General features: G+C 71.4%; 27 protein-coding genes and 1 pseudogene. 11 read left to right on the top strand and 17 right to left on the bottom strand.

Going from position 1 to position 26,187, the window contains the following annotated elements; all coding sequences use genetic code 11:
• Nucleotides 1-63: 63 nt before the first annotated feature.
• Entirely contained in the window at nt 64-1,701 is a 1,638-nt protein-coding gene (locus OO67_RS03705) for a DoxX family protein (RefSeq protein ID WP_244300034.1), read from the bottom strand.
• A gap of 162 nt (nt 1,702-1,863) precedes the next feature.
• Between OO67_RS03705 and OO67_RS03700 the strand changes: the two genes are divergently transcribed.
• On the top strand, nt 1,864-3,345 hold the full coding sequence (locus tag OO67_RS03700) for a hypothetical protein (protein WP_033297143.1): 1,482 nt from the start codon (nt 1,864-1,866) through the stop codon (nt 3,343-3,345).
• A gap of 29 nt (nt 3,346-3,374) precedes the next feature.
• Complete coding sequence (locus OO67_RS03695; protein ID WP_033297142.1) at nt 3,375-3,998, top strand: NUDIX hydrolase; 624 nt, start codon at nt 3,375-3,377, stop codon at nt 3,996-3,998.
• Nucleotides 3,999-4,032: 34 nt separating this feature from the next.
• Here OO67_RS03695 and rlmB read toward each other — a convergent pair whose 3' ends face one another.
• From rlmB to OO67_RS03650, 9 genes are all read right to left on the bottom strand, one after another.
• Nucleotides 4,033-4,989: a 23S rRNA (guanosine(2251)-2'-O)-methyltransferase RlmB gene (rlmB, locus tag OO67_RS03690; RefSeq protein WP_033297140.1), complete on the bottom strand. Its 957-nt coding sequence runs from the start codon at nt 4,987-4,989 to the stop codon at nt 4,033-4,035.
• 106 nt (nt 4,990-5,095) lie between these two features.
• Nucleotides 5,096-6,493, bottom strand: coding sequence for a cysteine--tRNA ligase (gene cysS, locus OO67_RS03685; RefSeq protein ID WP_033297139.1), 1,398 nt, complete (start codon nt 6,491-6,493; stop codon nt 5,096-5,098).
• Between the two features lie 60 nt (nt 6,494-6,553).
• On the bottom strand, nt 6,554-7,810 hold the full coding sequence (locus tag OO67_RS03680) for an MFS transporter (protein ID WP_033297138.1): 1,257 nt from the start codon (nt 7,808-7,810) through the stop codon (nt 6,554-6,556).
• Nucleotides 7,807-9,519: an ABC transporter permease subunit gene (locus OO67_RS03675; protein WP_033297137.1), complete on the bottom strand. Its 1,713-nt coding sequence runs from the start codon at nt 9,517-9,519 to the stop codon at nt 7,807-7,809. Before OO67_RS03675 ends, OO67_RS03680 begins: the two co-directional genes overlap by 4 nt.
• Before the next feature lie 4 nt (nt 9,520-9,523).
• Entirely contained in the window at nt 9,524-11,041 is a 1,518-nt protein-coding gene (locus OO67_RS03670; protein ID WP_033297135.1) for an ABC transporter substrate-binding protein, read from the bottom strand.
• Between the two features lie 46 nt (nt 11,042-11,087).
• Nucleotides 11,088-11,678 (bottom strand): GNAT family N-acetyltransferase, encoded by a 591-nt coding sequence (locus OO67_RS03665; RefSeq protein WP_033297134.1) that lies wholly within the window; start codon nt 11,676-11,678, stop codon nt 11,088-11,090.
• A gap of 216 nt (nt 11,679-11,894) precedes the next feature.
• The gene (ispF, locus tag OO67_RS03660) at nt 11,895-12,437 is read right to left on the bottom strand and encodes a 2-C-methyl-D-erythritol 2,4-cyclodiphosphate synthase (protein ID WP_382055264.1); all 543 of its coding nucleotides are present in this window, start codon (nt 12,435-12,437) and stop codon (nt 11,895-11,897) included.
• 13 nt (nt 12,438-12,450) lie between these two features.
• Nucleotides 12,451-13,215, bottom strand: a complete 765-nt coding sequence (ispD, locus tag OO67_RS03655) for a 2-C-methyl-D-erythritol 4-phosphate cytidylyltransferase (RefSeq protein WP_033297133.1) — start codon at nt 13,213-13,215, stop codon at nt 12,451-12,453.
• Between the two features lie 343 nt (nt 13,216-13,558).
• Complete coding sequence (locus OO67_RS03650; RefSeq protein ID WP_006380568.1) at nt 13,559-14,041, bottom strand: CarD family transcriptional regulator; 483 nt, start codon at nt 14,039-14,041, stop codon at nt 13,559-13,561.
• Between the two features lie 661 nt (nt 14,042-14,702).
• Between OO67_RS03650 and OO67_RS03645 the strand changes: the two genes are divergently transcribed.
• A complete protein-coding gene (locus OO67_RS03645; protein WP_033297132.1) occupies nt 14,703-15,359 on the top strand; it encodes a hypothetical protein in 657 nt (218 codons plus the stop codon).
• A 55-nt stretch (nt 15,360-15,414) separates the two neighbouring features.
• On the opposite strand, the gene phoP is transcribed toward OO67_RS03645, so the two are convergent.
• Together phoP and phoR are read right to left on the bottom strand one after the other, a co-directional pair.
• On the bottom strand, nt 15,415-16,086 hold the full coding sequence (phoP, locus tag OO67_RS03640) for a two-component system response regulator PhoP (protein WP_465269737.1): 672 nt from the start codon (nt 16,084-16,086) through the stop codon (nt 15,415-15,417).
• Nucleotides 16,087-16,091: 5 nt separating this feature from the next.
• Nucleotides 16,092-17,360 carry a two-component system sensor histidine kinase PhoR gene (gene phoR, locus OO67_RS03635; protein WP_033297131.1) on the bottom strand — a complete coding sequence of 423 codons (1,269 nt, stop codon included), beginning with the start codon at nt 17,358-17,360 and terminating at the stop codon, nt 16,092-16,094.
• A 198-nt stretch (nt 17,361-17,558) separates the two neighbouring features.
• On the opposite strand from phoR, the gene phoU reads away from it, so the two are divergent.
• Together phoU and OO67_RS38900 are read left to right on the top strand one after the other, a co-directional pair.
• Nucleotides 17,559-18,236, top strand: a complete 678-nt coding sequence (gene phoU / locus OO67_RS03630; RefSeq protein ID WP_033297130.1) for a phosphate signaling complex protein PhoU — start codon at nt 17,559-17,561, stop codon at nt 18,234-18,236.
• A 183-nt stretch (nt 18,237-18,419) separates the two neighbouring features.
• On the top strand, nt 18,420-18,560 hold the full coding sequence (locus OO67_RS38900; RefSeq protein ID WP_167748631.1) for a hypothetical protein: 141 nt from the start codon (nt 18,420-18,422) through the stop codon (nt 18,558-18,560).
• Nucleotides 18,561-18,633: 73 nt separating this feature from the next.
• Here the strand turns inward: OO67_RS38900 and OO67_RS03625 are convergent, their stop codons facing one another.
• Nucleotides 18,634-19,905: an MDR family MFS transporter gene (locus tag OO67_RS03625; RefSeq protein WP_033297129.1), complete on the bottom strand. Its 1,272-nt coding sequence runs from the start codon at nt 19,903-19,905 to the stop codon at nt 18,634-18,636.
• A 205-nt stretch (nt 19,906-20,110) separates the two neighbouring features.
• On the opposite strand from OO67_RS03625, the gene OO67_RS03620 reads away from it, so the two are divergent.
• Nucleotides 20,111-20,872, top strand: a complete 762-nt coding sequence (locus tag OO67_RS03620; protein WP_033297127.1) for a phosphoglyceromutase — start codon at nt 20,111-20,113, stop codon at nt 20,870-20,872.
• A gap of 176 nt (nt 20,873-21,048) precedes the next feature.
• Here the strand turns inward: OO67_RS03620 and OO67_RS38895 are convergent, their stop codons facing one another.
• On the bottom strand, nt 21,049-21,483 hold the full coding sequence (locus OO67_RS38895; RefSeq protein WP_167748630.1) for a hypothetical protein: 435 nt from the start codon (nt 21,481-21,483) through the stop codon (nt 21,049-21,051).
• A gap of 100 nt (nt 21,484-21,583) precedes the next feature.
• A pseudogene (locus OO67_RS03610) lies at nt 21,584-21,921 on the bottom strand (hypothetical protein); the annotation flags it as partial.
• A 137-nt stretch (nt 21,922-22,058) separates the two neighbouring features.
• On the opposite strand from OO67_RS03610, the gene OO67_RS03605 reads away from it, so the two are divergent.
• The 4 genes from OO67_RS03605 to OO67_RS03590 all read left to right on the top strand — a co-directional run bounded on the left by OO67_RS03605 (nt 22,059) and on the right by OO67_RS03590 (nt 23,623).
• Nucleotides 22,059-22,487, top strand: coding sequence for a VOC family protein (locus OO67_RS03605; protein WP_033297125.1), 429 nt, complete (start codon nt 22,059-22,061; stop codon nt 22,485-22,487).
• 47 nt (nt 22,488-22,534) lie between these two features.
• Nucleotides 22,535-23,047, top strand: coding sequence for an NUDIX domain-containing protein (locus OO67_RS03600; RefSeq protein ID WP_033297124.1), 513 nt, complete (start codon nt 22,535-22,537; stop codon nt 23,045-23,047).
• 88 nt (nt 23,048-23,135) lie between these two features.
• Nucleotides 23,136-23,384 (top strand): hypothetical protein, encoded by a 249-nt coding sequence (locus tag OO67_RS03595; protein ID WP_033297123.1) that lies wholly within the window; start codon nt 23,136-23,138, stop codon nt 23,382-23,384.
• Nucleotides 23,381-23,623: a hypothetical protein gene (locus OO67_RS03590; RefSeq protein WP_033297122.1), complete on the top strand. Its 243-nt coding sequence runs from the start codon at nt 23,381-23,383 to the stop codon at nt 23,621-23,623. The genes OO67_RS03595 and OO67_RS03590 overlap by 4 nt, the downstream gene beginning before the upstream one ends.
• Before the next feature lie 21 nt (nt 23,624-23,644).
• On the opposite strand, the gene OO67_RS03585 is transcribed toward OO67_RS03590, so the two are convergent.
• The gene (locus OO67_RS03585) at nt 23,645-24,424 is read right to left on the bottom strand and encodes a hypothetical protein (protein ID WP_033297121.1); all 780 of its coding nucleotides are present in this window, start codon (nt 24,422-24,424) and stop codon (nt 23,645-23,647) included.
• A 224-nt stretch (nt 24,425-24,648) separates the two neighbouring features.
• Between OO67_RS03585 and OO67_RS03580 the strand changes: the two genes are divergently transcribed.
• Nucleotides 24,649-25,626, top strand: coding sequence for a phosphotransferase family protein (locus tag OO67_RS03580; protein WP_033297120.1), 978 nt, complete (start codon nt 24,649-24,651; stop codon nt 25,624-25,626).
• A gap of 16 nt (nt 25,627-25,642) precedes the next feature.
• On the opposite strand, the gene OO67_RS03575 is transcribed toward OO67_RS03580, so the two are convergent.
• Entirely contained in the window at nt 25,643-26,149 is a 507-nt protein-coding gene (locus OO67_RS03575; RefSeq protein WP_033298648.1) for a type III secretion system chaperone family protein, read from the bottom strand.
• Nucleotides 26,150-26,187: the final 38 nt, after the last annotated feature.

Genomic DNA, 26,187 nt, shown 5'->3' with positions numbered 1-26,187 from the left:
CACATATGCGAGGGCGGTCACCGGATGTCCGGTGACCGCCCTCGTCGTGTGCGGTGCGGGGAGTCAGCCGAGCAGGCCGCCGATGGGGTTCTGGCCGGCGCCGCCGGTGGAGCCGCCGTCGGACCCGCCGCCGGTGGAGCCCTCCTCGTCCGAACCGCCGGTCGTCCCACCGGAACCGGCGGAACCGGACGAGCTGGGGCCGGCGTCGCCGGCCGGGGGCTCCTCCGGGGCCGGCTCCTGCGGGGGTGCCTGGCCGGTGCCCTGGGTCTGGCTGGGCTCACCGGAGCTCGCCCCGGCCGTCGGGCCGGACTCGCGCACGGAGTCCGAGCCGGGGGTGGATTCCTCGGCCGACGGGGTTCCGGGAGCGCTGGAGGGGGACGTCTCGGGGGTGCGGTCGTCCGGGGTCCGGGAGGGCTTGCGCTTCTTGTCCTTGGACTCGTCGGGGAGCGGCGAGCCGGGCAGCTGGTTGGTCGGGTAGCTGTCGGGGCCCGGCACGGTGACGACCTCCGTGGAGCGGACGGCACCGCCGAGCATGGAGCCGACCAGCAGGGTCAGGCCGACGACGACGGTGGCGACCACGGTGCCGCGGCGCAGCACCCGGCGGCGGAGGTCCCAGATGCCGGAGCGCGGGCCGAGCTTGCGCCAGGCCTCTCCTGCGAGGCGCCCGTCGAGGGAGTAGACGGGGGCACCGGCGATGACGAGCGGGCTCCAGGCTGCCAGCAGGAGGATGTCGGGGGCGTCGTAGGCGGCGGCACCGCGCCAGCTGACCGTCACCAGCACGGCGGCGGAGAGGAGGACGCCGAAGGCGGCCGCGACCCGCTGCCAGAGTCCGAGGAGGGTGAGGACGCCGACGACGACCTGGAGGAAGGCGACGGAGAGCCCCGCGGCGACAGGATGGGAGAGCGCGAAGTCACGCAGGGGCTCGGCGGCGGTCGAGGGGTGCAGCGAGGTCAGCCACTTGACCATGGAGCCGCGGTCGCCGCCGTCGAAGTAGGCGGGGTCGCAGAGCTTGCCCATGCCCGCGTAGATCGAGAGGAAGCCGAGGATGACGCGCAGCGGGAGGAGGACGACGCCGAGGTTCATCCGGCGGTCGGGGTAGTAGGCGTGCCGGACGGTGTCGCCGGCCTGGCGCCGTTCCCCGGCGGAGGCGCCTTCCTGGCCCTCGGTGTCGGGGGTGTCCTCGTAGGCGACGTATGCGTCGTGAGGCGGCGTCTCGACGGCGTCGTAGGCGCCGACGGCCTGGCGCATGGGGGGCAGCAGGGGTCCCGTACGAGGGCCCCCCGCTTGGTGGGGCGTCCGGAGTACGGGGGTGGGCTGGGTCTCGTCGAGACGCGGGATGACCTGCGTGCCGCCGCCCGTGTCGTCGTAGTCCGCGCCGAAGTCGCCGCCGTGGCGGGTGTCGAGATGGCCGGCGGTGGAGTTCCGTACGGCCTGAAGGAGTCCGGTCGCTCCGGGGTCGCCCGGCTCCGACCTGCCGCTCCACACGACGGGAGCCCGCCTGCGGCCGCCCGCGCCGCCCATGGCGGGGATCCTGACCGGCGCGGCGGAGCCCAGGGGGCGCAGACGGGTGCGCTGACCCGGGGCGAGCTGCACCCGGAAGCTGGCGTGGCTGACGATGACCTGCGCGGGGTCGCTGTCCACCTTCGTCATGCTCAGGGCGGGTTGGTCGTCGAACCGAGGCGTTCTGGTGTCCACACTCATCTAACCGAGTGATGTGTGATTAGGACACTGCCTTGACGCGCCCAGAGTGTCCGAGACCCGTCAAGATCCGGCCAACCTGCGGCGGGTGGGAACTCCTGTGCGCCTGCCGTACGTCAACCACCACAGCTTTCGCGGACATTGAGCGCAGGGGGATGGGACACAGTGGCGGGACAACAGCTCATTTTCAAGGACCTCTCCCGCTATCCGGTCATGGCCCAGGCGTTGGACAACCAGTGGCTTCCCAGCGATCTCGCTGCCGCACGTCAGCGTGCGAACGCCCCGTCAGGGCGTTCGCCGGACGACGTGGACGCCTCCGCCGCCGAGCTGCGCCGAGCGCTGGTGAACAGCGGGACCCTGGTGGTCAACCGGGCGTACTTCATCAACAACCAAGCGGTTTCGGCCAACTACCTTCCCTCTGCCGACGCGTCCGAACGTCAGGCCTTCGTAGAGCTGTTGAACGGAAGAGCCCTCGTCCCGTTCCTCTACTCCGAGCGTGATCCCGCAGCCGAGTTCGCCTGGACGAACGACGCACAGGTGCACCGCGCGTGGCAGCGTCTGCTCGCCGACGAGGCCGAACCGGCCCTGGTCCGCTTCGACTGGGACGACGAGGCGAACCGTGAGGCCACCGAGAGCATCAACCAGTTCTTCTCCAGCAGGCTGACAACCCTAATGCGGCTTCGTGAGGCTCCGCTGAGGACGCACCTGAACATCTCCCTCGCCCAGGCACGGGCCATGAAGGAGGGCGTCCTCACCGACATCGCCCGGTGGGCGACGCAGCAGGACCTCTACGCGACCATCACCCGGGAGGCCGTGTACAAGGAGTTCCTCACCCGGCCGGGCACGGAGGTGCACGAGGGGTTGCTGAGGGAGGGCGAGCACGTCGTGGCCACCAAGCAGCTCATCGACCTTCTGTACAACCTGGGGGTACCCAAGGCGAGCGGGGTCACCGCCCTTACGCCTCCGGGCTCCCCGCCGAGGTCCACGCTTCAGGAGCTGCGTGACGACGTCCGCAGTCGCCCCGACGACCCGGAGCAGATCGGCCTGCTGCTGCGTGACGTGTTCGCCGACGCGCTGCACCGGGCGGTCGACGGCCCCCGCTCCTACGGCTCGCTGTCGCTGTCCGACATCACACGCCTGCGTACCACCGAGGAGTGGAACAGCTATGTGAACGCGCTGGACTCGTTCGTGCGGGGCAGCTTCAGGGACGGGCGGATGCCCACACCGGAGGAGTTCCGGGCCGGCACGGGTGACGTCGCCAAGCTGCACCGGGGGATGCTGCGGGCCGCGCGCAGGACCAGCGGTACGCAGCGGGGTTTCCAGCGCGAGATGAAGGTGGCGCTGGTCCTCGAGTCCGCGGGGATCGCCCTGCAGGTGACGGCCGGTGAGGAGGTGTCCCTGCTGGCGGGCTCGCTCCAGATGGCCACGGCCCTCGCGGGTGCGCTGAGCGTGCGCCTGGAGTTCTTCGACCGGGAGGGCCGCGGTGCGCGCAGTGGCCTCGGGCATTCGCTGACGTTGCCGTCGCTCCAGCTGCGCAACGTCAGGAAGGACTGGGAGGAGATCCTCAAGTCGTACGGGGGCCGCGTCGCGGAGACGGGGTCGAGCCCGCGGCGAGGCCAGGCCGACCAGCAGTCGCCGAATGTCTGAACATGGCGGAGCCCGGGAAAACACACCAGATGAGTACCGAGTACTACGAGCGGCTGCGCGTGGAGCGCCCTGACCTGTTCGTCAACCAGGCCGGGGGCATCGAGATCCTCAGCGATCCGGAAGCGGTCGCCGAGGCCGGCGGGGTGATGTACAGCGACCGCTACATCACGCTGCTACGCGATCCGGTGCGCTTTCCGGACGGGTCCACCGGCTCGTACATCCGGTCGGTCAGCGCCACGCCGGCTCCGGGCTGCGCGGTGCTCCCGCTGCTGGACGGCCGGGTGGTGCTGATCGAGCACTTCCGCCATGCGACGCGTTCCTGGCACTGGGAGGTGCCGCGCGGCTTCGGTACGCCGGGGCTGTCCGCCGAGGAGAACGCGGCCAAGGAGCTGGAGGAGGAGATCGGCGCTCAGGCGCTGGAGATCGTCCCGCTCGGTGAGCTGCACCCTGATTCGGGCACGACGGCCGACCGTGTGTCGCTCTTCGCGGCGCGGGTCGCCGGGACCGGGCCCCTGGAGACCGGCGAGGCGATCCGTATGTGCGTGACCGTGCCGTTCGAGGAGGCCGAGGCGATGGTGGGCGACGGGCGGATCACGGACGGCTTCACGATCGCGGTACTGCTGAGGGCGCGGCTGGCGGGCCTGACTGCTTGAGGGCGGCCAGGCCCGGCTGCCGCGTCGTCACTCCTCACGCCCTGCGGCGCGCCACCTCGTAGAGGACGATGCCCGCGGCGACACCGGCGTTCAGCGATTCGGCGCCACCCGGCATGGAGATCCGGACCCGGTAGTCGCAGGTCTCGCCGACGAGGCGGCCCAGGCCCTTGCCCTCGCTGCCGATGACGATGACGACGGGGCCCGCAAGGGCCTCCAGGTCCTCGACCGTGTGTTCGCCGTCCGCGGCGAGGCCGACCACGGTCAGGCCCGCCTTCTGGTAGCCCTCCAGGGCGCGGGTCAGGTTCGTGACACGCGAGACCGGCGTACGGGCCGCGGTGCCGGCCGAGGACTTCCAGGCCCCGGCCGTCATGCCGGCCGCCCGGCGTTCGGGGACGACGACTCCGTGGCCGCCGAAGGCGGAGACGGAGCGGACGATCGCGCCGAGGTTGCGGGGGTCGGTGACGCCGTCGAGGGCGACGATCAGCGGGTCCTCGTTGTTGTCGTACGCGGCGGCGGTGAGGTCCTCCGGGTGCGCGTACTCGTACGGCGGGACCTGGAGGACGAGGCCCTGGTGGTTCAGGCCGTTCGTCATCCGGTCGAGCTCGGGGCGCGGCGCCTCCATGAGGTGGATGTTGCCGCGCTCGCCGGCGAGCTGGAGCGCCTCGCGGACCCGCTCGTCGTTGTCGATGTACTGCTGGACGTAGAGGGTGGTGGCGGGCACGCCGTCACGCAGCGCCTCGAAGACCGGGTTGCGGCCGACCACCATCTCCGACGTGCCCTTGGCGCCACCTCGGCGGGGGGCGGGGCGGCGCGCGGCGGCCTGCTTGGCCTGGGCGCTCGCCACCCTGTTCTTCTTGTGTCCCTTGCGGGCGGAGGCGGGCGGCGTCGGTCCCTTGCCTTCGAGACCACGGCGTCGGTTACCGCCGCTGCCGACCTGCATGCCCTTCTTGTTGGACGTGCGGCGGTTCCTGCGCTGGCTGTTCCCGGCCATGACCTACCTGTTTCGTTGCTTCAGAAAGACGTCGTCAAGTGAAAGTGTGCCGCCCGGACGGCCGGGCGGCACATTTGCGCTGCTCACGCATGGTGCGAAGGTCCGCTCAGCGGGGTCCGAGAGTCCATCGGGGTCCGGTGGGGCTGTCCTCGATGACGAGGCCGGACTGGTTGAGCTGGTCGCGGATCGCGTCGGCGGCGGGCCAGTCCTTGCGCTCGCGGGCGGACTGCCGCTGGTCGAGGACGAGCCGTACGAGGGTGTCGACGACGCCGTGCAGATCCTCGCCCCGGTCGCTCTCGCCCGCCCAGTGGGGGTCGAGCGGGTCCAGACCGAGGACGCCGAGCATCGCGCGCACCTCGGCGAGGCGGGCGACCGCGGCTTCCTTGTCGTCGGCGGCGAGGGCCGAATTGCCCTGGCGGACGGTGGTGTGGACGATCGCGAGCGCCTGCGGGACACCGAGGTCGTCGTCCATGGCCTCCGCGAACGCGGGCGGCACCTCGGCGGCGGCCTCGACCGGTCCGGCCTTCTCCACCACGCGCTGGACGAAGCCCTCGATCCGCGCGAAGGCGGACTCGGCCTCGCGCATGGCCTCCTCGCTGTACTCGATCATGGACCGGTAGTGCGGGGTGCCGAGGTAGTAGCGCAGGACGATCGGGCGCCAGGCCTTCACCATCTCGCTGACCAGCACGGAGTTGCCGAGGGACTTCGACATCTTCTCGCCGGACATGGTGACCCAGCCGTTGTGCACCCAGTACTTCGCGAACTCGTCCCCGAAGGCCTTGGCCTGCGCGATCTCGTTCTCGTGGTGCGGGAAGATCAGGTCGATGCCGCCGCCGTGGATGTCGAAGGCGGTGCCGAGGTACTTGTGCGCCATCGCGGAGCACTCGAGGTGCCAGCCGGGACGGCCGCGGCCCCAGGGGGTCTCCCAGCTGGGCTCGCCGGGCTTGGCGGCCTTCCACATGGCGAAGTCGCGCTGGTCGCGCTTACCGGTCTCTCCGTCACCGGAGGGCTGGCGCAGGTCGTCGAGGTCCTGGTTGGAGAGCTGGAGATATCCCTCGTACGAGCGGACGTCGAAGTAGACGTTGCCGTCGGCCTCGTACGCGTGGCCCCGCTCGATGAGGCCGCGCATCATCTCGACCATCTCGGTGATGTGGCCGGTGGCCCGCGGCTCGTACGTGGGCGGGAGGCAGCCCAGGGCGTCGTAGCCCGCGTTGAACGCGCGCTCGTTCTCGTAGCCGATGGCCCACCAGGGGCGACCCTGCTCGGCGGACTTCTTGATGATCTTGTCGTCGATGTCGGTGACATTCCGGATGAACGTCACGTCGTAGCCGCGGTAGTCGAACCAGCGGCGCATGATGTCGAAGTTCAGCCCGGACCTGATGTGCCCGATGTGCGGGGCGGCCTGGACGGTGGCGCCACAGAGGTAGATCGAGACACAGCCCGCTGTGAGCGGGACGAAGTCACGGATCTGCCGGGCGTCGGTGTCGTACAGGCGAATAGTCACCCCTCAAGGGTAGTGGGCCCGCACCTGTGCCCAGCGCCCCCTGTGGAAAACGTGTCACAACTAATCGGTGACGGTGGTACCGGCCACCGGCGTGCGCCCTTTTCCGGACAGGGTCAGGGCGAGTGCGGCGCCCGCCAGAGGGACGGCGGCGAGCACCGCCCACAGGACGGGGCCGGGCGCGCCGAGGAGCGTCCCGGTGGCGGCGCTCCCCACCAGGACGGCGGCACCGGACACGGAGGACAGGGCGCCGGTGGCGAGTCCGAGCCGGTGGTCGTCGACCAGGTCGGGTACGAGACCACGCGCGGCGGGGACCAGCAGCATCTGGCCGAGCGTGAGCAGGACCACGAGCACGGCTGCGGGGAGCAGCCCGGCGGGCCCGTCCGGCGCGAGGGGTACCGCGGCGAATCCGGCGGCGACGACGACGAGCCCCGCCGGGAGGGCGGCCCGGGGCGCGATGCGGCGGGCGGACCAGCGGGTCAGGGGGAGCTGGGCGACGACGACGAGCAGGGAGGAGAGCGCGAACAGTCCGCCGAGTGCGCCTTGGGATCCGGTGGCCCGCTCCACCTCCATCGGCAGGGCGAGATAGAGCTGGTTGTACGAGACGAGGTAGCTGCTGTAGACGAGGCAGAGCACCAGGAAGGGCCGGTTGGCGAAGACCTCGCGGGGAAGGACGACGCCCGCTCCGGGGACGGGGACGCGGCGCGGCCGGCGGGGCATCAGACGGGCGTGTCCGGCGAGTACGCCGACGAAGACGACGGCCCCGGCCAGGCACGCCGTCCGGAATCCGCCTCCCAGGAGCAGCAGCAGACTGCCCAGCAGGGGGCCGAGGAACGCCCCGGCCTGGCCGGCGGCGGAGAAGACGGCCAGCACCTGGGCGCGCGGTGTCCCGGTCTCGGTCTCGTACGTGACCGCGGCCCTGGCGGTCTCGGATTCGACGGCGGGTGAGAAGAGCGCGGCAGCGAAGCCGATGAGGAGGACGGCGCCGATGACGGTGGCGGTGGTACCCGCCTGCGCGAGCCAGCAGAATCCGGCGATGCGCAGGACGCAGCCGGTGAGGACGACCGGCCGCGGGCCGTAGCGGTCGGTGAGGGCGCCTCCGACGACGAAGAGGCCCTGCTGGCTGAAGGTGCGCAGCCCGAGCACGAGTCCGACGAGCCACCCTGCCATGCCGAGTCCGTCACCGAGGTGGGCGGCGAGGTAGGGCAGGACCGCGTAGAAGCCGGTGTTGAAGGCGAACTGGGTGGCGGTCAGGAGCCGGAGATAGGGCTTGAGCGCCGGGGTGACACCGGTGCGGGTGCGCGCCGTGGACGTCGTCACGCGCGCCGCTTGCCGCGTACGGCCGCCGAGGTCAGCACCGCGAGCGCGCCGAGGGCGGCGAGGGCGGCGGCGGGGGCGAGGACGGCCCAGGGGGCGCGTTCGGCGTAGGGCATGTTCTCCGAGAGCATGCGGCCCCACTCGGGCGCCGGGGCCGGTGTTCCGAGGCCGAGGAAGCCGAGGGACGCGAGCGCCAGGGCGACGGCCGGGATCCGCAGGACGGCGTGGCGTACGACGGGTGGCACGACGCCGGGCAGGATGTGGCGGCGCAGCCGGTGCCACGGCCCGGCGCCGAGGGCGAGGGCCACGGTGACGTGCGAGGCGGCGCGCTCCTGTGCGTACAGCGCCGAGGTGTGGGCGGCGAGCGGGGCCCAGGCGACGGCCGCGACGGCGGCGGCCGCACCCCAGGGGCCGGGGCCGGCGATCCCCGCGACGACGAGGCCGGCCAGCACCGCGGGCAGCGCGTTGGCCGTCTCCGTGAGGGCCCCGGCGCGGACGGCGCCGGCGAGCAGTCCCAGGAGCAGCGTGGCGGCTCCGACGGCGACCGCGGTGAGCACCGTCCTGGCCGCGCCGTGGCCGAGGCGGGCGAGGACGTCACGGCCCAGGGAGTCGGTGCCGAGCGGGTGAGCCGCGGAGGGTGGGGCGAGGCGGGCGGCGGCATCGGCGTAGAGGGGGTCGCGCAGCAGGCCCGCGACAGCGACGGCGACGAGGAGGGCCCCCAGGACCACCGCTCCGACAGCCACGGTGCGGCGTGCGGGGAGCGGCGGCGCCACGAGCGGGGGGAGGGCTCCGTCGGTCCGTGCGGGGCCGAGCAGGGCCCTGGAGCCGAGCCGGGACGCGAGTCCGGCGGCGACGCCCAGGAGGAGCAGGAGTAGTACGCAGCCCTGGAGGACGGGCAGGTCCTGGGCCAGGGCGGCGGCCAGGGCCGTGCCGCCGAGGCCGGGTATGGCGTAGAGCGTCTCGACGGCGACCGCGCCGCCGGTGAGGCCGACGACGACGAGGCCGAGCTGGGGCAGCAGCGCGGGCAGGGCGCGGCGCAGGGCGTGGGCCGCGATCCGGCGGGCGGGCATCCCGTGGGCGGTGGCGGCGCGCGCCCAGGGCTCGGCGAACGCGGCGGGCAGCGCGTCGTCCAGCAGCCGCCCGAGCAGCGCGCCTGCCGGGACGCCCATGGCGAGGGCGGGCAGGACGAGCTGGTCCGGCCCGCCCCAGCCGAGGGCGGGGAACCAGCCCAGCTGGACGGCGAGGACGGTGGCCAGGACCGCGGCGAGAAGGAATTCCGGCAGTGCGGCCAGCACGGCGGCGCCGACGCCCGCCCGGGTGGTGACGAGCCGGCGCCGTGCGCCCCGGCGGAGCGTTCCTGCGACGAGGGCGAGTGCCAGGAGGACGGCGACGGCGAGCGAGGCCCCCATGAGGGTGAGGGAGACACCCAGCGCGGACGTGACGTCGGGGCCGACCGGCTGTCCGGAGACCCAGGACTCCCCCAGGTCACCGCGCGGCAGCCCGGAGGCCCAGGCGCCGAGGACGTGCAGCGGGCCGCCGTCGAGTCCGGTCTCGGTGCGGATCGCGTCGAGCACGGCCGGTGTGGGAGGGCGGTCCGCGTAGCGGGCGTGCAGGATGGTCAGCGCCGGATCGGTGCGGGTCAGCCAGGGCAGCAGGCCGATGACGGCGACGACGGCCAGGAGCGCGCCGAGCCGTCCGGCCAGGTAATTCACGCGGTCACCCGACGCGGGTGTCGGCGGTGATGAGGGTGCGTTCCATCGGGTCGAGGGCGACGCCTTCGACGCGCGTGTCGTCGTAGCCCTGGACGAAGCGCTCGTGGACGAGCGGCACGAGGGCGTCGGCGCCGAGGACGGCGGCCTCGGCGGTCATCTCGGCGCGGTGGCGGGCGTCGGTGCCGACCGCCGCGCCGGCCTTGTTCACCGCGGCGTCGACACGCTTGTCGCACAGCTGGGAGATGTTGAAGCTGCCGTCGCAGGTGAAGTCGGAGGCGAGGTAGGAGAGGGGGTCGGCGGTGTCCAGCAGGGTGTTGCGCGCCTGGATGAACGCGTCGTACTTCCCGGCGAGCGCGTCGGCCTCCATCTGCGCGTAGTCGCGGACGACCTGCTTGACGGTGAAGCCGCGCTTCTCGAGCTGCTGCTGGACGAGCGTCGCGACCTCGGGCAGCTCGGGCCTGTTGGTGTAGGTGGCGAGGACGATCTCCTTCGTCTTCGCCACGTCCTCGCGGCTTGCCGCCTGGGTCCGGCCGGTGGGCGCGGTGCGCTTCTCCGCGGCCCAGGGGATGCCGGGGCCGAGGAGCCCTCGTGCGGTGTCGGCCCGTCCTTCGTACACCCCGTCGACCAGGGCCTTCGAGTCGATGGCCTCGCGGGCGGCGGCGCGCACGGCCGGGTCGGCGAAGACACCGCGCCGGGTGTTGAGCGAGAGGCCGTTGGTCCGGGCGGACGGGAACTCGTGGACGTACGAGTCGCCGAGGAGGGACGCCTGCGAGATCGGTACGTACTCGGCGACGTCGACGGCCTTCGTCCGCAGGGCGTTGGCGCGGGCGGTGCCGTCCGCGGCGAAGGTGACGTCGACCCCAGGGGCCTTCGCCTTGTCACCCCAGTAATCGGCGTTCCGCTGGAGGGTGGCGGCGACCGCTCCCTTGACGTCGGTCAGGGTGAACGGTCCTGTGGCGTGCCCGGCGGGGTCGGCCTTGCCGTTCTTGTAGGCGCCGGCGGACAGGATCGTGAGGGACGGGTTGGCGAGCCGTTGAGGGAGAAGCGGATCCGCTTCCCCGGTGACGATCCGTACGGTGTCCTCACCCGTGGCGGTTGCCTCCAGGGTCGTGTCGGACAGGACCCTGGGCAGCGGGGACGCCTTGCTCGCGGCGGTGAGTGACCGGACGACGGCATCGGCGTCGACCTTCCCGCCGTCCTGGAAGACCGCGTCGCGGAGCGTGAACGTCCAGGTGGTGGAGTTCTCCTGCTTCCAGGAAGCGGCGAGCGCGGGCTTGGCCGCACCGTTCCTGTCCAGGGTGGTGAGGCCCTCGATCACGGCGAGGCGACTGAGGGTGACCGCGTCGTCCCCGTACGGGGACATGGCCTGCGCGGGCGGGAACGCCATGACGACCCGGAGCCGCTGCGCGTCGCCGGAGGCTCCGGTACCGCTCGACGAGGAGCACGCGGCGAGCGGGAGCAGCAGTGCGGCGGCGACGGCGATGACCGGCAGCGGAGAGCGACGGGTTCGGGACGTAGGCATGTCGGCACCCTATATGAAAACGATTATCATCAGATATCCGGAGAGGTCAGGCCCCGGGAAGAGGCATCGGCAGCTCGAAATGGACGATGCCCTGACCGCCGCCCGGCAGCGCGCGTTCGTCGCAGACCTCGTGGGCGAGCGACCGCCAGAAGGGCTCGGCACCCGGCACGGCCGGATCGGTGTGCAGGTACAGCGAGGTGTAGCCGCCCGCCCGCGCGGCGAAGCCCCCGAGCTCTCGCACCAGCCTGCGGGCCAGCCCGTGGCGACGGTGTTCGGGGCGTACGTAGATCCGGCACAGCTGAGCCGTCGAACCGGAGGGAAAGCGGTCCGCGACCCACTGCGGATTGGGCGGCGCCTGCGGGCCCCGGTCACGCACCGCACCCGTCGCCACGACCTCGTCGCCGCACACGACGACCAGCAGCGTGCAGCGTTCGGGGCGCAGATAGGCGCCCTCGAGGTCGATGATGTCGGCGTGCCAGCGGGGCACGTAGCCCGAGCGCAGGTCGTGGTAGACGGTGTCCAGCATCACGGCCCGGGCGCCGCCGACATCCTGCGCGGTGGCGGTCCGCAGGACGTATCCGTCCGCATCGGCCGGCGCGTCCGGCGCCCTTGTCGCCCCGGCGGTCGCGGTCACCACTGACGCTCACCCTCGCTCTCGGCCTTACGGCACATGACTTGCCGTACCAGCGTACGTGCAAGCCATGTGCAATAAGGTGCCGGGGTTGCGAGGCCGCCATCGCCGGGACGGCGAGGGCGGGGCCCGGACCGAGGAGCCCGGGCGCCCGGGCGTCAGCCGGCGGTGCGGCCCGGGCGCCCGGGCGTCAGCCGGCGGTGCGGCCCGGGCGCCCGGGCGTCAGCCGGCGGTGCGGTAGACCAGGGCGGTCGCGATGCCCGCGATGCCTTCGCCCCGGCCGGTGAACCCGAGGCCGTCGGAGGTGGCGGCGGAGAGCGACACGGGGGCGCCGACGGCGTCGGACAGCACCTTCTGGGCCTCGTCGCGCCGCTTGCCGATCTTCGGCCGCAGGCCGACGACCTGCACGGCGACGTTGCCGACCCCGAAGCCTTCGGCACGCACGATCCTGGCGGCCTCGGTGAGCAGGGTGACGCCCGACGCACCCGACCACTCCGGGCGGCCGGTGCCGAAGTGCTGCCCGAGGTCACCGAGGCCGGCGGCCGAGAACAGGGCGTTGCAGGCGGCGTGCGCCACGACATCGGCGTCGGAGTGCCCGGCGAGGCCGGGGCCCTCGCCCTCCCACAGCAGCCCGGCGCACCAGAGCTCGCGGCCTTCCTCGAAGGCGTGGATGTCGGTCCCGATGCCGACGAGCGGGATCACGGGAGCCGGCCGCTGCCGCTCCTGTGCCGCGGAATCCATCGTTCCCGGTGCCTCGGTATCCATCGTTCCCGGTGCCTCAGAATCCATCGTTCGCCCTCCGGCGCGCGAGAACGGCCTCGGCCAGAACCAGGTCCAGGGGCCGCGTCACCTTGAACGCTTCTTCGTGTCCGGGTACGACGACGACCGTCGATCCCAGCCGCTCGACCATGCCCGCGTCGTCGGTCGCGCCTTCGCCGTCGACGGCCACGCTCCCGTGGGCCCGGACGAGCGTCTCCCGGTCGAAGCCCTGGGGCGTCTGCACGGCTCGCAGCCGCGCCCGCACGGGGGTCGAGAGCACCGGCTCCGGCACACCCGGCTCACCCGGCTCGACCTCCTTGACGGTGTCGGCGAGCGGAAGCGCGGGCACCACGGCGGGAGCCCCGTCCCGTACGGCTTCGATCACGGCGTCCACGGTGTCGACCGGCACGAGGGGCCGGGCCGCGTCGTGGACGAGTACGACGGAGATGTCATCCGGCACGGCGTCGAGCCCGAGCTTCACGGACTCCTGGCGTGTCGCGCCACCGGGGACGACGACGTAGTCGGTGCGCTCCGGCAGCGCGTGCCCGTCGATGAGGTTCTTGACCTCGGACGCGCCGTCCGGCGGCGCGACCACGACGACGAGGGAGACCGCGCGGGACGCCGCCATGGCCCGCACGGCGTGGATCAGCATGGGCGTACCGCCGAGCGCGCGCAGCGCCTTCGGGGCCCCGGGGCCGAGCCGGACACCGCGGCCCGCTGCGGGAATCACCGCCGCGGTGCGGGAGGGGCTCGGTTCAGCGGGTGTCGGTGACATCGGTGACATCGGTTGCACTCCGAAGCTTCGGCAGGTTTGTTTCCACGGCCGGCATGGGTATGGCCTGGGCGTGCCCCCGACCGTAGGTTGGGGGGAGAGCCGGGCGCGACGCCTCGAGCTGACCGGGACCCTTCCGTGAACCCTGGTCGGCCGAGCCGAAGCGAGGCTCGGTGGAGGCTGCCCGAAACCGGCCGGGGCACGCCGACCAGCTCTCGGGACGGTTCCTTTTCGGATCCGAACATGCCGCAGCGCCCGACGACTTACCGTGAAAACGGGTGGTCAGCGGGCACCGCGGCATATCTACTACGACCGGATTCGGTTTGCCGGCGTCATCCGGTCACCGTCGTCCGGTTCAGGACGCGAGGACCTCGTCGAGCAGTGCCTCGGCCTTGTCCTCGTTCGTGTTCTCCGCGAGAGCGAGCTCGCTCACCAGAATCTGGCGGGCCTTGGCGAGCATGCGCTTCTCACCTGCGGAGAGTCCACGCTCGCGCTCGCGACGCCACAGGTCACGCACCACTTCGGCGACCTTGATGACATCGCCGGAGGCGAGCTTCTCGAGATTTGCCTTGTAGCGTCGGGACCAGTTCGTCGGCTCTTCGGCGTACGGTGCGCGCAGCACCTCGAAGACCCGGTCCAGCCCTTCCTGCCCGACTACGTCGCGCACACCGACGAACTCCGCATTGTCCGCCGGCACACGAACCGTCAAGTCGCCCTGGGCGACCTTGAGCACCAAGTAGGTCTTGTCCACGCCTTTGATCTGGCGAGTTTCGATAGCCTCGATCAGCGCGGCCCCGTGATGGGGATAGACCACGGTGTCGCCAACCTTGAACGTCATGTGACAGGTACCCCTTCCGTGGCTATCCAGAGTAACACGAGAACGGCTTCTCCTGAATGGCGTTTTCGCAGGTCAGGGCATATCTCGGGGCTTGACAACTACAACACGAACGTGCTGCGGGAGCCTTCCGGAACCCGATATTCGCAGGTCGGAGCGGGCATGCGACCGAGTCGAAACGCCCCCGTCACAGGTGCCGGAAGCCCGCCAGAAGGAGCCGAACGTCCCGTTTTGCCGGATTCCGGATGGTGAACTTTCTGTACTCCGTTCGGCCCTCGATCACCCGTACGGCTCTTAGCGTCGATGGTCATTGAAATTGATCAACGACCTGGACCGGGTGGATTATGCGCGAGAAATGCGCCACCGCCCGGAAATCGATCACCGGCCGGCCGTCGCACCGCTCAGCCGCGTTTTGTGAACACCGTGCGAATCATCGAGGCCCGCGGGGCGGCCGTGCCGTGACCGGGAGAAGTGAGCGCATCGGCCCGGGGGGCCGGTCCACAGGTCGGGCGGCCCAAGGGGCGGGTCGGGTGCGGGCCCGGCACGGCGGCTCGGTAACCTGAGGCCGCTGACACACACTTAGGGCGGCCATAACGCCGCTCGGGCCTTCCTGTCCGCAGAGTCCGAAGTCCGCAGTCCGAACGTTCAAGGAGTTGCCGCCGCCGTGAGCCGCAGCCTTCGACACGGCGCCCTCGCCGCCACTGCCCTCGTGTTCTCGATCGCCACGCTGTCCGCATGCGGTGCCGGCAACGACGCGCAGACGCTTCAGGTCAGGCCGGACAACGCAGCCACCGCTGTCGACTCCATCAAGATCCAGAACCTGAACATCATCACCCAGCCCGAGCCGGACGCCGAGGGCCCGGCGGTCATCGCCGCCACCCTCTTCAACGACGGCACGAAGCGTGAGGTCGTCGAGAAGATCACCCTGCCGGGCACCGACGCCACGGTGGAGCTGAAGCCCGCCAAGGGCAAGGGCCCCCTCGTGGTCCCGGCCGGCGGACGGGTCGTCATCGGCGGGAAGGACAACGCCTCGGCCGTCATCGAGAACGGGCGCCAGGCGGGAACCAGCGGCAACGTGCAGACCGTCGCCTTCACGTTCAGCGAGACGGGCGACGTCGAACTCGGCGCCTCCATCGTCCCGGCGACCGGCTACTTCGAGGGCTTCGGCCCGGGCACGCTGCCGTCGGCGAAGCCCACCCCCTCGGACGCCGCGTCCGAGACGCCGTCGGACGGGCAGTCCGAGAGCCCGGCGGGCACGGAGACCGACCCGGCCGCAGGTGCGGAGGCCGACCCGGCGGACGACGCGGCCGCCACCCACTGACAGCGCGCGCGGGGGTGCCTCCGGCGGAGACACCCCCTGGCCCGCAGCCCTCGGTTTACGGCTCGAACTTGTAGCCCAGACCCCGCACCGTCACCAGGTAACGCGGCGCCCCGGGATCGGGCTCGATCTTCGCCCGGAGCCGCTTGACGTGGACGTCCAGGGTCTTGGTGTCGCCCACGTAGTCAGCGCCCCAGACCCGGTCGATCAGCTGCATGCGCGTCAGGACGCGCCCCGCGTTGCGCAGGAGCATCTCCAGCAGGTCGAACTCCTTCAGCGGGAGGTCGACCTTGCCGCCCGAGACCGTGACGACGTGGCGGTCCACGTCCATCCGGACCGGGCCGGCTTCCAGGGCCGCCGGAGTGACCTCCTCCGGCTCCCCGCGGCGGCGCAGGACCGCGCGGATGCGGGCCACCAGCTCCCGCGAGGAGAAGGGCTTGGTCACATAGTCGTCGGCTCCTATTTCCAGGCCCACGACCTTGTCGATCTCGCTGTCCTTGGCGGTGACCATGATCACCGGGACGTTGGACCGGACACGCAGCTGCCGGCAGACCTCCGTACCGGGCAGGCCCGGGAGCATCAGGTCGAGCAGCACGAGGTCGGCGCCGTTGCGCTCGAACTCGTCGAGGCCGTCCGGGCCGGTGGCCGCGATGGCCACCTCGAAGCCTTCCTTGCGGAGCATGTAGGACAGGGCGTCGCTGAAGGATTCCTCATCCTCGACGACAAGCACTCGGGTCACGGAAGGGCCTCCGGGGCAGGAAATGGTTCGTGAGAATCGGTCTCGTACGGCCCGTCGTCATCGACGGCACCGTTGACGACGAGGGGTCCGCCGGTGGCACGACCCCGTACGACGCCTGACTCGGGCAGTCGCAGGGTGAACGTGGAGCCCTGTCCTTCCGAGCTCCATACGGTGACCTCCCCGCCGTGCGAGGCGGCCACGTGTTTGACGATGGCGAGGCCGAGACCGGTGCCACCGGTGGCCCGTGACCGGGCCGGGTCGACGCGGTAGAACCGCTCGAAGACGCGCTCGCGGTCCTTCTCGGAGATGCCGATGCCCTGGTCGGTCACGGCTATCTCGATCAGATCCCCGCCGGGCGCGGTCATCCTCCGTGCGGCGATGCCGACGCGGGTGCGGGCGGGGCTGTAGTTGACGGCGTTCTCCACGAGATTACCGAGGGCGGCCGCGAGCTGACTCCGGTTCCCCCACACGGAGAGGTCGTCGGTGCCGCCCGAGGCCATGGTGATCTGCTTGGACCCGGCCTGCTGCCGGCAGCGGTCGATGGCCTCGGCGACCAGCTGCTCCACCCGTACGGGTTCGGCGTCCTCCAGCGGATCGTCGTTCTGGACCCGGGAGAGGTCGATGAGCTCCTGCACGAGGTTGGTCAGCCGGGTCGCCTCGATCTCCATGCGGCCGGCGAACCGCTGCACCGCCTCCGGGTCGTCGGAGGCGTCCATGACGGCTTCGGAGAGCAGGGAGAGCGCTCCGACCGGGGTCTTGAGCTCATGACTGACGTTGGCCACGAAGTCGCGCCGCACCGCTTCTATGCGGCGGGCCTCCGTGAGGTCCTCGACCAGCAGCAGGACCAGACGCGAGCCCAGCGGGGCGACCCGGGCCGAGACGGCGAGCGCCTCACCCCGGCCCGTACCCCGGCGCGGCAGGTCCAGCTCGACCTGTCGTATCTCGCCGTCGCGTCGGGTGTCCCTCGCCATGTGGAGCATCGGCTCGACCGCCAGCCGTCCGCCCCTGACCAGGCCCAGCGCGTACGCGGCGGAGCTGGCCTTGACGACGCTGTCGCTCTCGTCGAGCACGACGGCGGACGAGCTGAGCACGGAGAGGACCGTGTCCACCCCGGGAGGCAGAGCGGCGTTGCCGTCGGGCCGCAGGGACGTACGCGTGGGCCGCCTCTGCTCACGTTCGCTCCAGCGGAACGCCAGCATGGCGATCACACCGGTACACAGCCCGGCGATCGCAGCAGCTGCGGCGACCGCCGCGTTCACGTCCATGCCTCAAGGTTATGCGGGCTCGCCGACACTCTCCCAGCCATCCGGGTGCCATCTCGAACACTCGTCGCCCAGAGTTCACCAAGGGGATAGTGACGGTTCATTTAGGCGGCCGGAACCCGACGCGTTGGCCCCGCACCGTGGCAACGTGGGGGTCGGCCCTAGACCCCGGCCTCAGTAAGGATCTGGAGAGGGACTTCCATGCGCGACGCTTATCACGAGGAACTCGATTCGATCGGCGAAGGCCTGGTCGAGATGGCCCGGCTCGTCGGCTCGGCGATCGGACGGGCCACGACCTCCATGCTCGACGCCGATCTCAAGCTCGCCGAGAGCGTGATCGCCGGGGACCAGAAGGTCGACGACCTCCAGCACGACCTGGAGGCCCGCGCCATCGCACTGCTGGCCCGCCAGCAGCCGGTCGCCACCGATCTGCGGATCGTGGTCACCTCACTGCGCATGAGCGCCGACCTGGAGCGCTCGGGCGACCTCGCCCAGCACGTCGCCAAGCTGGCGCGGCTGCGCTTCCCGCAGTCGGCGGTGCCGCACGACCTGCACGCCACCATCCTGGAGATGGGTCAGCTCGCCCAGCGGCTGATGGCCAAGGCCGCCGAGGTCATCATCACGAAGGACGTCGATCTGGCGCTCCAGCTGGAGCAGGACGACGACGAGATGGACCTGCTGCACCGCACGCTGTTCCAGCACCTGATGGACGACCGCTGGAAGCACGGCATCGAGACCGCCGTGGACGTGACCCTGCTGGGCCGCTACTACGAGCGCTTCGCCGACCACGCCGTGTCCGTCGCCAAGCGCGTCGTCTACCTGGTCACCGGCGAGCACGCGGACGAGATCCAGGCGGCGGCGCCGGTCGAGGGGGCGTAAGGGGGCACGGGCGCCACAGCAGTCGTACGTCCGTCCCAGCCCTCGTGCGCCGTTGATGCGCCGTCCAGGCTGGGCATGCAAGGGGTGCGGGGGCGGCGTGGCATGTCTGCGGCTCCCGTCGTCGGCATGTGTGCCCCATGCATGTGCCGTACGCCGTCGAGTCGTACGCCCTGAGGAGGGACCATGGCCGATTCCCCCGTGACCGAGCCGCAGCAGGAGACCCCGACCGAAGTGGTGCATCTGCCCGTGCTGGGAGCCTGCGGCTGCGGCTCGGGCTGCGGGTGCGGCTGCCAGTCCGGTGCGCCGTGCCAGTGCGGCGGCTGAGCCCGGCCGAATCCTGCGGCGGTGCCGCGCCACGGACCGGTGTCCGTGGCGCGGCACCGCCGCTGCGTGCTCCTCAGACCGCGGGCTCGGCGACCGCCCGGTCCCCGGGTGCCGGTGACGCCGCGACGACCGGCTCCGGCAGGTCCAGGTTCCTCATCAGCAGCCAGTATCCGAACGCGGCCACGGTGCCCAGGACCGCGCAGGTCCCCCACAGCCAGGCGGCGCCGTAGTGGTCGATCACGAAGCCGGACATCAGCGGGGCGACGAGGGCCGCCACGGACCACGACATCGTGTACATCCCCTGGTAGCGCCCCCGGCCGTGCGCCGGGGAGAGCTGCACGACGATGCCCGTCTGCGTCGGCGCGTTGACGATCTCGGCCAGGGTCCAGACGCACACCGTCAGTGCGTACACCCCGACCGATCCCGCGAAGGCGGTCAGTCCGAAGCCGTAGCCCGCCAACAGGGACGAGAGGATCAGCAGCCTGCGCGGGTCGCGGTGCTGGATGAACCGGGTGACGGGAATCTGCAGGGCCACGATCAGCACACCGTTGACAGCGATGGCTGTGCCGAAGTCGGAGCTGGACAGCCCGTCCGTGCCCATGGCCACCGGCAGGCCCACGTACCCCTGCTGGAAGATCAGCGCGACCACGAACGACAGTCCGACGACACCCATGTAGCGCCCGTCGCGCAGCACGGTGCCGAGCCGCACGTCGTCCGGCGCGGGCGCCCCGGCGGCCCGGGGCTCCTCCTTCGGCCGGGACTCCGGCACCTTGAGGAAGACGACGACGGCGCAGAGCAGGGTCAGGGCGGCCTCGCCCAGGAAGCCGGCCGTGTAGCTGTGTTCGGCGACGAATCCGGCTCCGGCCGACGAGACGGCGAAGCCCAAATTGATGGCCCAGTAGTTGAGCGAGAAGGCCCGCACCCGGTCCTCGGGCGGGACGATGTCGGCCATCATCGCCTGCACGGCCGGCCGTGACGCGTTGCTGGCCATCCCGACGACGAAGGCCACACCCGCGATCGCCACCGGATGGACCATGAAGCCGAGCACGGCCACGGACACCGCGGTCGAGAGCTGCGCGATCAGCATGGTCGGCCGGCGCCCCAGCCGGTCCGTCATCACCCCGGCACCCAGCGACGACACCACTCCGCCGAGCCCGTGGAGGGCCGCGACGAGACCGGCGTACGAGGCCGAGTAGCCCCGGTCCAGGGTCAGGTAGAGCGCCATGAACGTGGCGACGAACGCCCCGAGGCGGTTGACCAGCGTGCTGGTCCACAGCCACCAGAACTCCCTGGGGAGCCCGGCGACCGTCTCGTGTGCCGCCTTTCGGAGGCCGGCGACAGACATGGGACTTCCCCCCGGAGGCGTACGCGTACGGAATGGCCGCGGGCCTGTGTAAGCGGCCCGACGACTGACCGAACATTACGAAGGCGAGATCCCCGGCCGCCACTCGATTGACGCCGCCCGTCAATCGTCACGTCCCGGTCCCGCTCCCGGTCCGCCCCTTGACCGAGCGCGCGGCGGCCGCACGGGTTCGATTACGCTCGGACCCATGGCCGACGCACCGTACAAGCTGATCCTCCTCCGCCACGGCGAGAGCGAATGGAACGCGAAGAACCTGTTCACCGGTTGGGTGGACGTAGACCTCACCGACAAGGGCGAGAAGGAGGCGGTCCGCGGCGGTGAGCTGCTCAAGGACGCCGGCCTGCTCCCCGACGTCGTACACACCTCCCTCCAGAAGCGCGCGATCCGCACCGCCCAGCTCGGGCTGGAAGCCGCGGACCGCCACTGGATCCCCGTGCACCGCTCCTGGCGGCTGAACGAGCGCCACTACGGCGCTCTCCAGGGCAAGGACAAGGCCCAGACCCTCGCCGAGTTCGGCGAGGAGCAGTTCATGCTGTGGCGCCGTTCGTACGACACCCCGCCGCCCGTGCTCGAGGACGGCACCGAGTTCTCGCAGAGCGCCGACCCGCGCTACGCCTCCATCCCGACGGAGCTGCGCCCGCGCACGGAGTGCCTGAAGGACGTCGTCGAGCGCATGCTGCCGTACTGGTACGACGGCATCGTCCCGGACCTCCTCGACGGCAAGACCGTCCTGGTCGCCGCCCACGGCAACAGCCTGCGCGGCCTGGTGAAGCACCTGGACGGCATCTCCGACGACGCCATCTCGGGCCTCAACATCCCGACCGGCATCCCGCTCGCCTACGAGCTGGACGCCGACTTCCGCCCCCTGAAGCCGGGCGGCACCTACCTGGACCCGGACGCGGCGAAGGCCGCGATCGAGGCTGTGAAGAACCAGGGCAAGAAGAAGTAAGCAGAGCTGACATAGCCCCCCGCCTGCGCATTCTCCGCAAGCGGGGGGCTCGCTGCCGTCGTGCCGCCGTCTCCGGGCCGTCACGCGGGACGCCGGCCGGTGCCTGGAGCGGCGGCCGGAGCATCGTGGTTGCGCTCCCGGCCGGGCCGCTTCAGGTGAACGACCGCGGCCGGAGGTCAGCCGGGTATCCGTCCTGCCGTGAATCCTTCGCCGTCCTGGAACTCGATCAGGACCCCGCTGTCGACGAGGTGAACCCAGCACTGATGGCCGCACTCCAGTACCGCGTCGGCATGCTCTGCCACCAGGCTGGCCTCCAAGGCGAGTGAGGGCACCGCGAGGTTTCCCCAGAACACGACTGCCAGCTCATCCGGAGGTGCGAACTCCCGCATGAGGGCCTTGAGCCCTTCACCGTCGAAGGCCGGGGAGCGGTGGAGTACCTCTGCCCCGCTCCAGTCGAGCCGGGCCGACCCCGCCGGACCGAAACGGGACAGGCCCGATTCGGCCAGCGACCGGTCCTCGTCGTACGACAGCACCATCACCGCATCCCCAGCGGCCTCCACGATCGCCGCGATCACTTCGGGGTGGGTCCCATAACCTGCTCGAGCGCTCAAGATGTCCCTCTGCATCAGTCGCCGTCGGCCCTGCATTGGTTCTCCCACAGCGCTCTCCGCCGGTTGGCCCCGCGGAGAGCACGCGCCTCAACACGTCCGGCCGTCCGGGGCTCGACGACTCCAGGCGGCGGCAGTCGACACCGTGCGCGGCGAGGATCTCCAGGTACCCATCCACCCGCTCGACGAGATCGTGGGCCGAGGACTTGAACCACGCCACGGCGCCCGGGGGATCTCGCGGTCGTAGACCTCGGGGTCGACGTCGGTGGGGTGGGGACAACCGGCGTCGTGCCAGTCGTTGGCCGCGCGCCAGAACCGGTGCTGTTCCTCGGTCAGCCTGCCCTGCCGTGCCAGCTCGTTGGTCAGTGCGAAGACTCCGGGGAAGTGGCCGCGCGGGTGTCGCACCGGTCCCTGGAAACGGACGTACGGCGCGTCGGGCACGAGTACACCTCCGCTTCCGTTCTCTCCGGCAGCCACCGATGCTCCCACCGGACCATCCGTCGTCGCCACTGCGGGCCGCAGCGAATCGCCCGCGCCTTCTCCCCGTGATCGCCCACGGCCCACGGCACAGTGGATACATGGACGCAGACGACAGGAACACCCTCGCCGGGGCGCGCGGCGCCGCGACCAGGCTGCCGGCCCAGGACCTGGAGCGGGCGCGGCGCTTCTACGCCGAGAAGCTCGGCCTGGAACCCGTCGACGAACGACCGGGCGGGCTGCTGTACCGGTGCGGGGACTCGGAGTTCGCCGTGTTCCGGTCGACGGGGGCGTCGCCCGGCACCTTCACCCAGATGGGATGGCAGGTCGACGACATCGAAGCGGTCGTGTCGGAACTCGGGCGGCGCGGTGTGGTGTTCGAGACGGTCGACCTGCCGGGGCTCCGTACGCACGGCGGCATCGCCGAGATCGAGGGCAACTACCCGAGCAAGGGAGCCGGTGGCGAACGCGGGGCGTGGTTCCGTGACAGCGAGGGGAACATGCTGGGCATCGGCCAGGCGGTCACCTGAGCGCGTACGGCCCCGCCGTCCGCCGGCCCGGCGAGGAGGAGCCTGACATGTCCTGGAATCCGGTCGAGCCGCTCGCGGTCGACAGCCGTGGCAACCTTCTGGTCTCCTTCCGGGCAGGCGGCGAGGACGCGCCTCCCGGCGACGCTCCGACGCCCCTGGCCCTGACCGCCCTCTGGCACGGAGGGCGGGTCCTCCTGGTCCACGACAGGTACCGGGACGCCTGGGAGCTTCCCGGCGGGGGGATCGAGCCAGGTGAGAGCGCCCGCGAGGCGGCGGTGCGCGAGCTGCGCGAGGAGACCGGCCACGAACCCGACGGCCCGCTGCGATTCGTCGGACATGCGGGGTTCGTCCTGGCGCCAGGAGAACGGCGGGAGTACGGCGCCCTGTTCACGGGCCGCGCGAGCGGCCTGCGCGCCTTCGAACCCGACGCCGAGATCTCGGGCATCTGCTGGTGGGACCCGAACTCACCGCCGCCGGGGCGGGTCGCGCGGCTCGACCTACACCTCGCCCGGCTGAGCGGGGAGCCGATCGCCCGTCCGGGCGGCCACCCGCTAACGTGACCCCCACACCGGCCTGTTACCCGGGTACACACCCCCGGCGGTACGGGCATGCAGGGCGCGGACAGCAGGGAGATCGGGGAGAGCGGTCATGGGCGAGTCTCTGAAGACCTTCGTCGGCGGCGCCGAGGTCGAGGTACCCAACAGCATTCCGGCGATCCGTGCCGCCCTGCCCGAGGAGAGACGCGAGGAGTTCGACCAGGCGATCAACGAGGCCGGGGTCCACGAGATCCAGGCCGTCATGCGGCACTGGATGCTCGAATCCGTGCCTGATCCCGAGGCCGAACAGATCCTGGACCGGCTCGCGCAGGACGAGGCCGAGAGGCGGAACGTCGCTTGAGTTTCCGCATCTCCTACGCACCGCCCGCCGACGACACCCTGGCCAAGATGCGCGACGGCGACTCGTTCCGCGACGAGATGGCGCGCACCCTCGGCCGGGATCCGTACGGACACGCCTCGACCGCCGTCAAGCGTGAGCGCGACCGGCGGGAGGCGACGGTCTACGGGGCGATCGTCCTCTACTACGTCTCCGGGTCCGTGCTGACGGTCACCGTGGTCAGGCTCGTGCCGCTGCCGTGACCCGGAGTGACGGCGGAGGCCTCAGCCGAGCTTCTTGACCTGGGCGTCGATCAGCGCGGTCGGCAGGGCGAAGTCGGACTCCGCACCCGTCTTGCCGAGGTTGAACGAGAAGAACGTGGCGACCGTGCCGCCCTGACGCACGCTCACGAGCTTGAAGGGAGCCGCCGCGTCCCCCTCACCCATCTGCACCCGCCAGGCGAGGGCCTCCTCGCCGCCCGTCACCTTCTCCTCGGTCAGCTTGGTGACCTTCTGCTTGGAGCCCTTCATGGACAGGGTGAACCCGCCGGTCGCGCACTTGGCGGCCGAGTCGCGAAGCTCGGCAAGGCTCTCGGCCGCGCCGTCACCCTCGTACGAGGCGAGCGTGACCAGGGACGACGTCACGTCGAGCATGCCGGCGAGCGCGTCCTCGGGGTCGGCGGACTCGTTCTTCTCGGGCTCCTCGACGACCTTGCGCCCTGCGTTCCCCACCGGGGTCCCCCGCTTGACTCCGTAGAAGGCGAAGCCGATGGGCTCGCACTCCTTCTTGTCGACGGTGACGTCTCCGGGCTGCGCGATGTCCTCGGGGCCGGTCTTCGTCACCTTGTGGCCCGCGACGTCGCCCTGTTCCAGCGACACCTTCTCCAGCTCGGCCGACGTCAGCGCCTTGGCAGCCGCGGGCTTGGCGGAGGCGTCGTCCTTCGCCCCCGACGCTCCGCCGTCACCCTTCGCGTCGGAGTCCGAACCGCCGCAGGCGGTGGCGAGCAGGGTCAGGGACGCCACGGCGGCGACGAGGGCGGTACGGCGTACGGCGGTGGCGCGCATGATTCGTTCATCTCTCCGTCTGAAAGGAGCAACAAGCCTGTCCCGGAGCGGATTTCAGGGCTGACACGGGAGGGCTGTCACGGTGCGAGACACTCTACGATCGGACACCTGTCCGATGACCGCCTCAAGCCGTCACGGGATGTGATCGTGATTCCGTTGTGATCACCCTGTGAAGCCCCTGTGGGGCGACCGGCTCCGCAGCCGAGCCATGGAGGGGACCGTCCGTGTCCGTCGACGCGACAGCAGCCGTACTGAGAGCCGTCGGGGCCGGTGAGCCCGTGTCCCGGGAGTCGCTCGCCGGGGGCACGTACAACACCGTCACACGCGTCACGTTCGAGGACGGCGGGGACTGGGTCGTGAAGATCCCCCCGGCGCACAGCGACGGACTGAGCCACGAACAGCGCCTGCTCGTCAACGAGGTCACCTTCTACGGCGCCGCAGCCACCGCGGGCGGCGCCGCGGTCCCGCGGGTCGTGCACAGCGAGCTCGACCCGGGGGCGCCGGCCGGGGCGTACGTCGTCATGACCGCGTGCCCGGGGCAGCCCTGGAGCAGCGTCGCCGGGGACCTGACGGCCGCAGAGACCCGTTCCCTGCGCACCGAGTTCGGGGACATGGTCGGCCGCCTGCACGGCGTCACCGGCACCGCCGGGTTCGGGTATCCCGCCGAGCCGCTGGGACCGCTCTCCCCCACCTGGCGCGAGGCCTTCACCGCGATGACCGACGCCGTGCTGGGCGACGCGGAGAGGTACGGGGCGCGGCTGCCGCTCCCGGTGCGGCGGATCCGTGAGGTGCTCGCCGGCGCGGCGGACGTGATGGACGAGGTGACCCGTCCGGCCCTGGTCCACTTCGATCTGTGGCAGGGAAACCTGCTGGTGACCGGCGGGCCCGGCGCCCGGCGCGTCGGCGGGATCATCGACGGCGAGCGGATGTTCTGGGGCGATCCGGTCGCCGATCTCGTCTCCACGCACCTGTTCGGCGACCCGGAGACGGACCTGGACTTCCTCGCCGGGTACGCGGCCGCGACGGGCACGCCGGTCGTGTTCACCCCGTCCGTACGGCGCCGGCTCGACCTCTGCCGCAGCTACCTCTACCTGATCATGCTCACGGAGACGGTGCCCCGGGGCGCGGGCCCCGAGGCGCTGGCGTGGACATGGGAGACGGTGGCTCCGCGGCTCGTCGCGGCGCTGCGGGGACTCGCGTAGGCCGCCGGACCCGGTCTCAGGACGGACGCTGCGTCAGGTGCGCGAACGCGTCCAGGTTGCGGGTCGATTCCCCGCGCTCCGTCCGCCAGGCGTACTCCTTGCGGATCGCGCTCGCGAAGCCCAGCTCCAGCAGGGGGTTGAACGCTCCGTCCGCCGCCTCCAGGACCACGCCCAGCAGCCGGTCGAGCTCCTCGGGGGTGACGACCGAGAGCGGGAGCCTGCCGACGAGATAGATGTCGCCGAGCTGGTCGATCGCGTAGCTCACCCCGAACAGGCGGAGGTTGTGCTCCAGGAGCCAGCGGTGCACAGCGGCGTCGTTCTCGTCCGGATGACGGATGACGAATGCGTTGAGGGAGAGGGAGTGCCGCCCGACGAGCAGGGAACAGGTCGTGGACAGCTTGCGCGTGCCGGGCAGCTTCACGACGTAGTTGCCGGGCCCGGGGCTCTCCCACTCGAGCTCCGCGTCGTTCAGGGTCGTCTCGATGACCTGCGCCGCTGCTGCTTCGTCGGATACGTCAGCCATGGTGCGAGCGTACGACAACGCGCGGGGGGAGGGCCGGG

Source organism: Streptomyces atroolivaceus, from assembly GCF_000717025.1.
GTDB lineage: Bacteria > Actinomycetota > Actinomycetes > Streptomycetales > Streptomycetaceae > Streptomyces > Streptomyces atroolivaceus.
This window is presented reverse-complemented; position numbering and strand designations above follow the sequence as displayed.

Excerpts from the sequence above, each read along its gene's own strand:
- OO67_RS03705 (WP_244300034.1), bottom strand. The coding sequence starts at position 1,701 with ATGAGTGTGGACACCAGAACGCCTCGGTTCGACGACCAACCCGCCCTG.
- OO67_RS03695 (WP_033297142.1), top strand. The coding sequence starts at position 3,375 with ATGAGTACCGAGTACTACGAGCGGCTGCGCGTGGAGCGCCCTGACCTG.
- rlmB (WP_033297140.1), bottom strand. The coding sequence starts at position 4,989 with ATGGCCGGGAACAGCCAGCGCAGGAACCGCCGCACGTCCAACAAGAAG.
- OO67_RS03670 (WP_033297135.1), bottom strand. The coding sequence starts at position 11,041 with ATGCCTACGTCCCGAACCCGTCGCTCTCCGCTGCCGGTCATCGCCGTC.
- ispF (WP_382055264.1), bottom strand. The coding sequence starts at position 12,437 with ATGGATACCGAGGCACCGGGAACGATGGATTCCGCGGCACAGGAGCGG.
- ispD (WP_033297133.1), bottom strand. The coding sequence starts at position 13,215 with ATGTCACCGATGTCACCGACACCCGCTGAACCGAGCCCCTCCCGCACC.
- OO67_RS03650 (WP_006380568.1), bottom strand. The coding sequence starts at position 14,041 with ATGACGTTCAAGGTTGGCGACACCGTGGTCTATCCCCATCACGGGGCC.
- phoR (WP_033297131.1), bottom strand. The coding sequence starts at position 17,360 with ATGGACGTGAACGCGGCGGTCGCCGCAGCTGCTGCGATCGCCGGGCTG.
- phoU (WP_033297130.1), top strand. The coding sequence starts at position 17,559 with ATGCGCGACGCTTATCACGAGGAACTCGATTCGATCGGCGAAGGCCTG.
- OO67_RS38900 (WP_167748631.1), top strand. The coding sequence starts at position 18,420 with ATGGCCGATTCCCCCGTGACCGAGCCGCAGCAGGAGACCCCGACCGAA.
- OO67_RS03625 (WP_033297129.1), bottom strand. The coding sequence starts at position 19,905 with ATGTCTGTCGCCGGCCTCCGAAAGGCGGCACACGAGACGGTCGCCGGG.
- OO67_RS03620 (WP_033297127.1), top strand. The coding sequence starts at position 20,111 with ATGGCCGACGCACCGTACAAGCTGATCCTCCTCCGCCACGGCGAGAGC.
- OO67_RS03605 (WP_033297125.1), top strand. The coding sequence starts at position 22,059 with ATGGACGCAGACGACAGGAACACCCTCGCCGGGGCGCGCGGCGCCGCG.
- OO67_RS03600 (WP_033297124.1), top strand. The coding sequence starts at position 22,535 with ATGTCCTGGAATCCGGTCGAGCCGCTCGCGGTCGACAGCCGTGGCAAC.
- OO67_RS03595 (WP_033297123.1), top strand. The coding sequence starts at position 23,136 with ATGGGCGAGTCTCTGAAGACCTTCGTCGGCGGCGCCGAGGTCGAGGTA.
- OO67_RS03585 (WP_033297121.1), bottom strand. The coding sequence starts at position 24,424 with ATGCGCGCCACCGCCGTACGCCGTACCGCCCTCGTCGCCGCCGTGGCG.
- OO67_RS03575 (WP_033298648.1), bottom strand. The coding sequence starts at position 26,149 with ATGGCTGACGTATCCGACGAAGCAGCAGCGGCGCAGGTCATCGAGACG.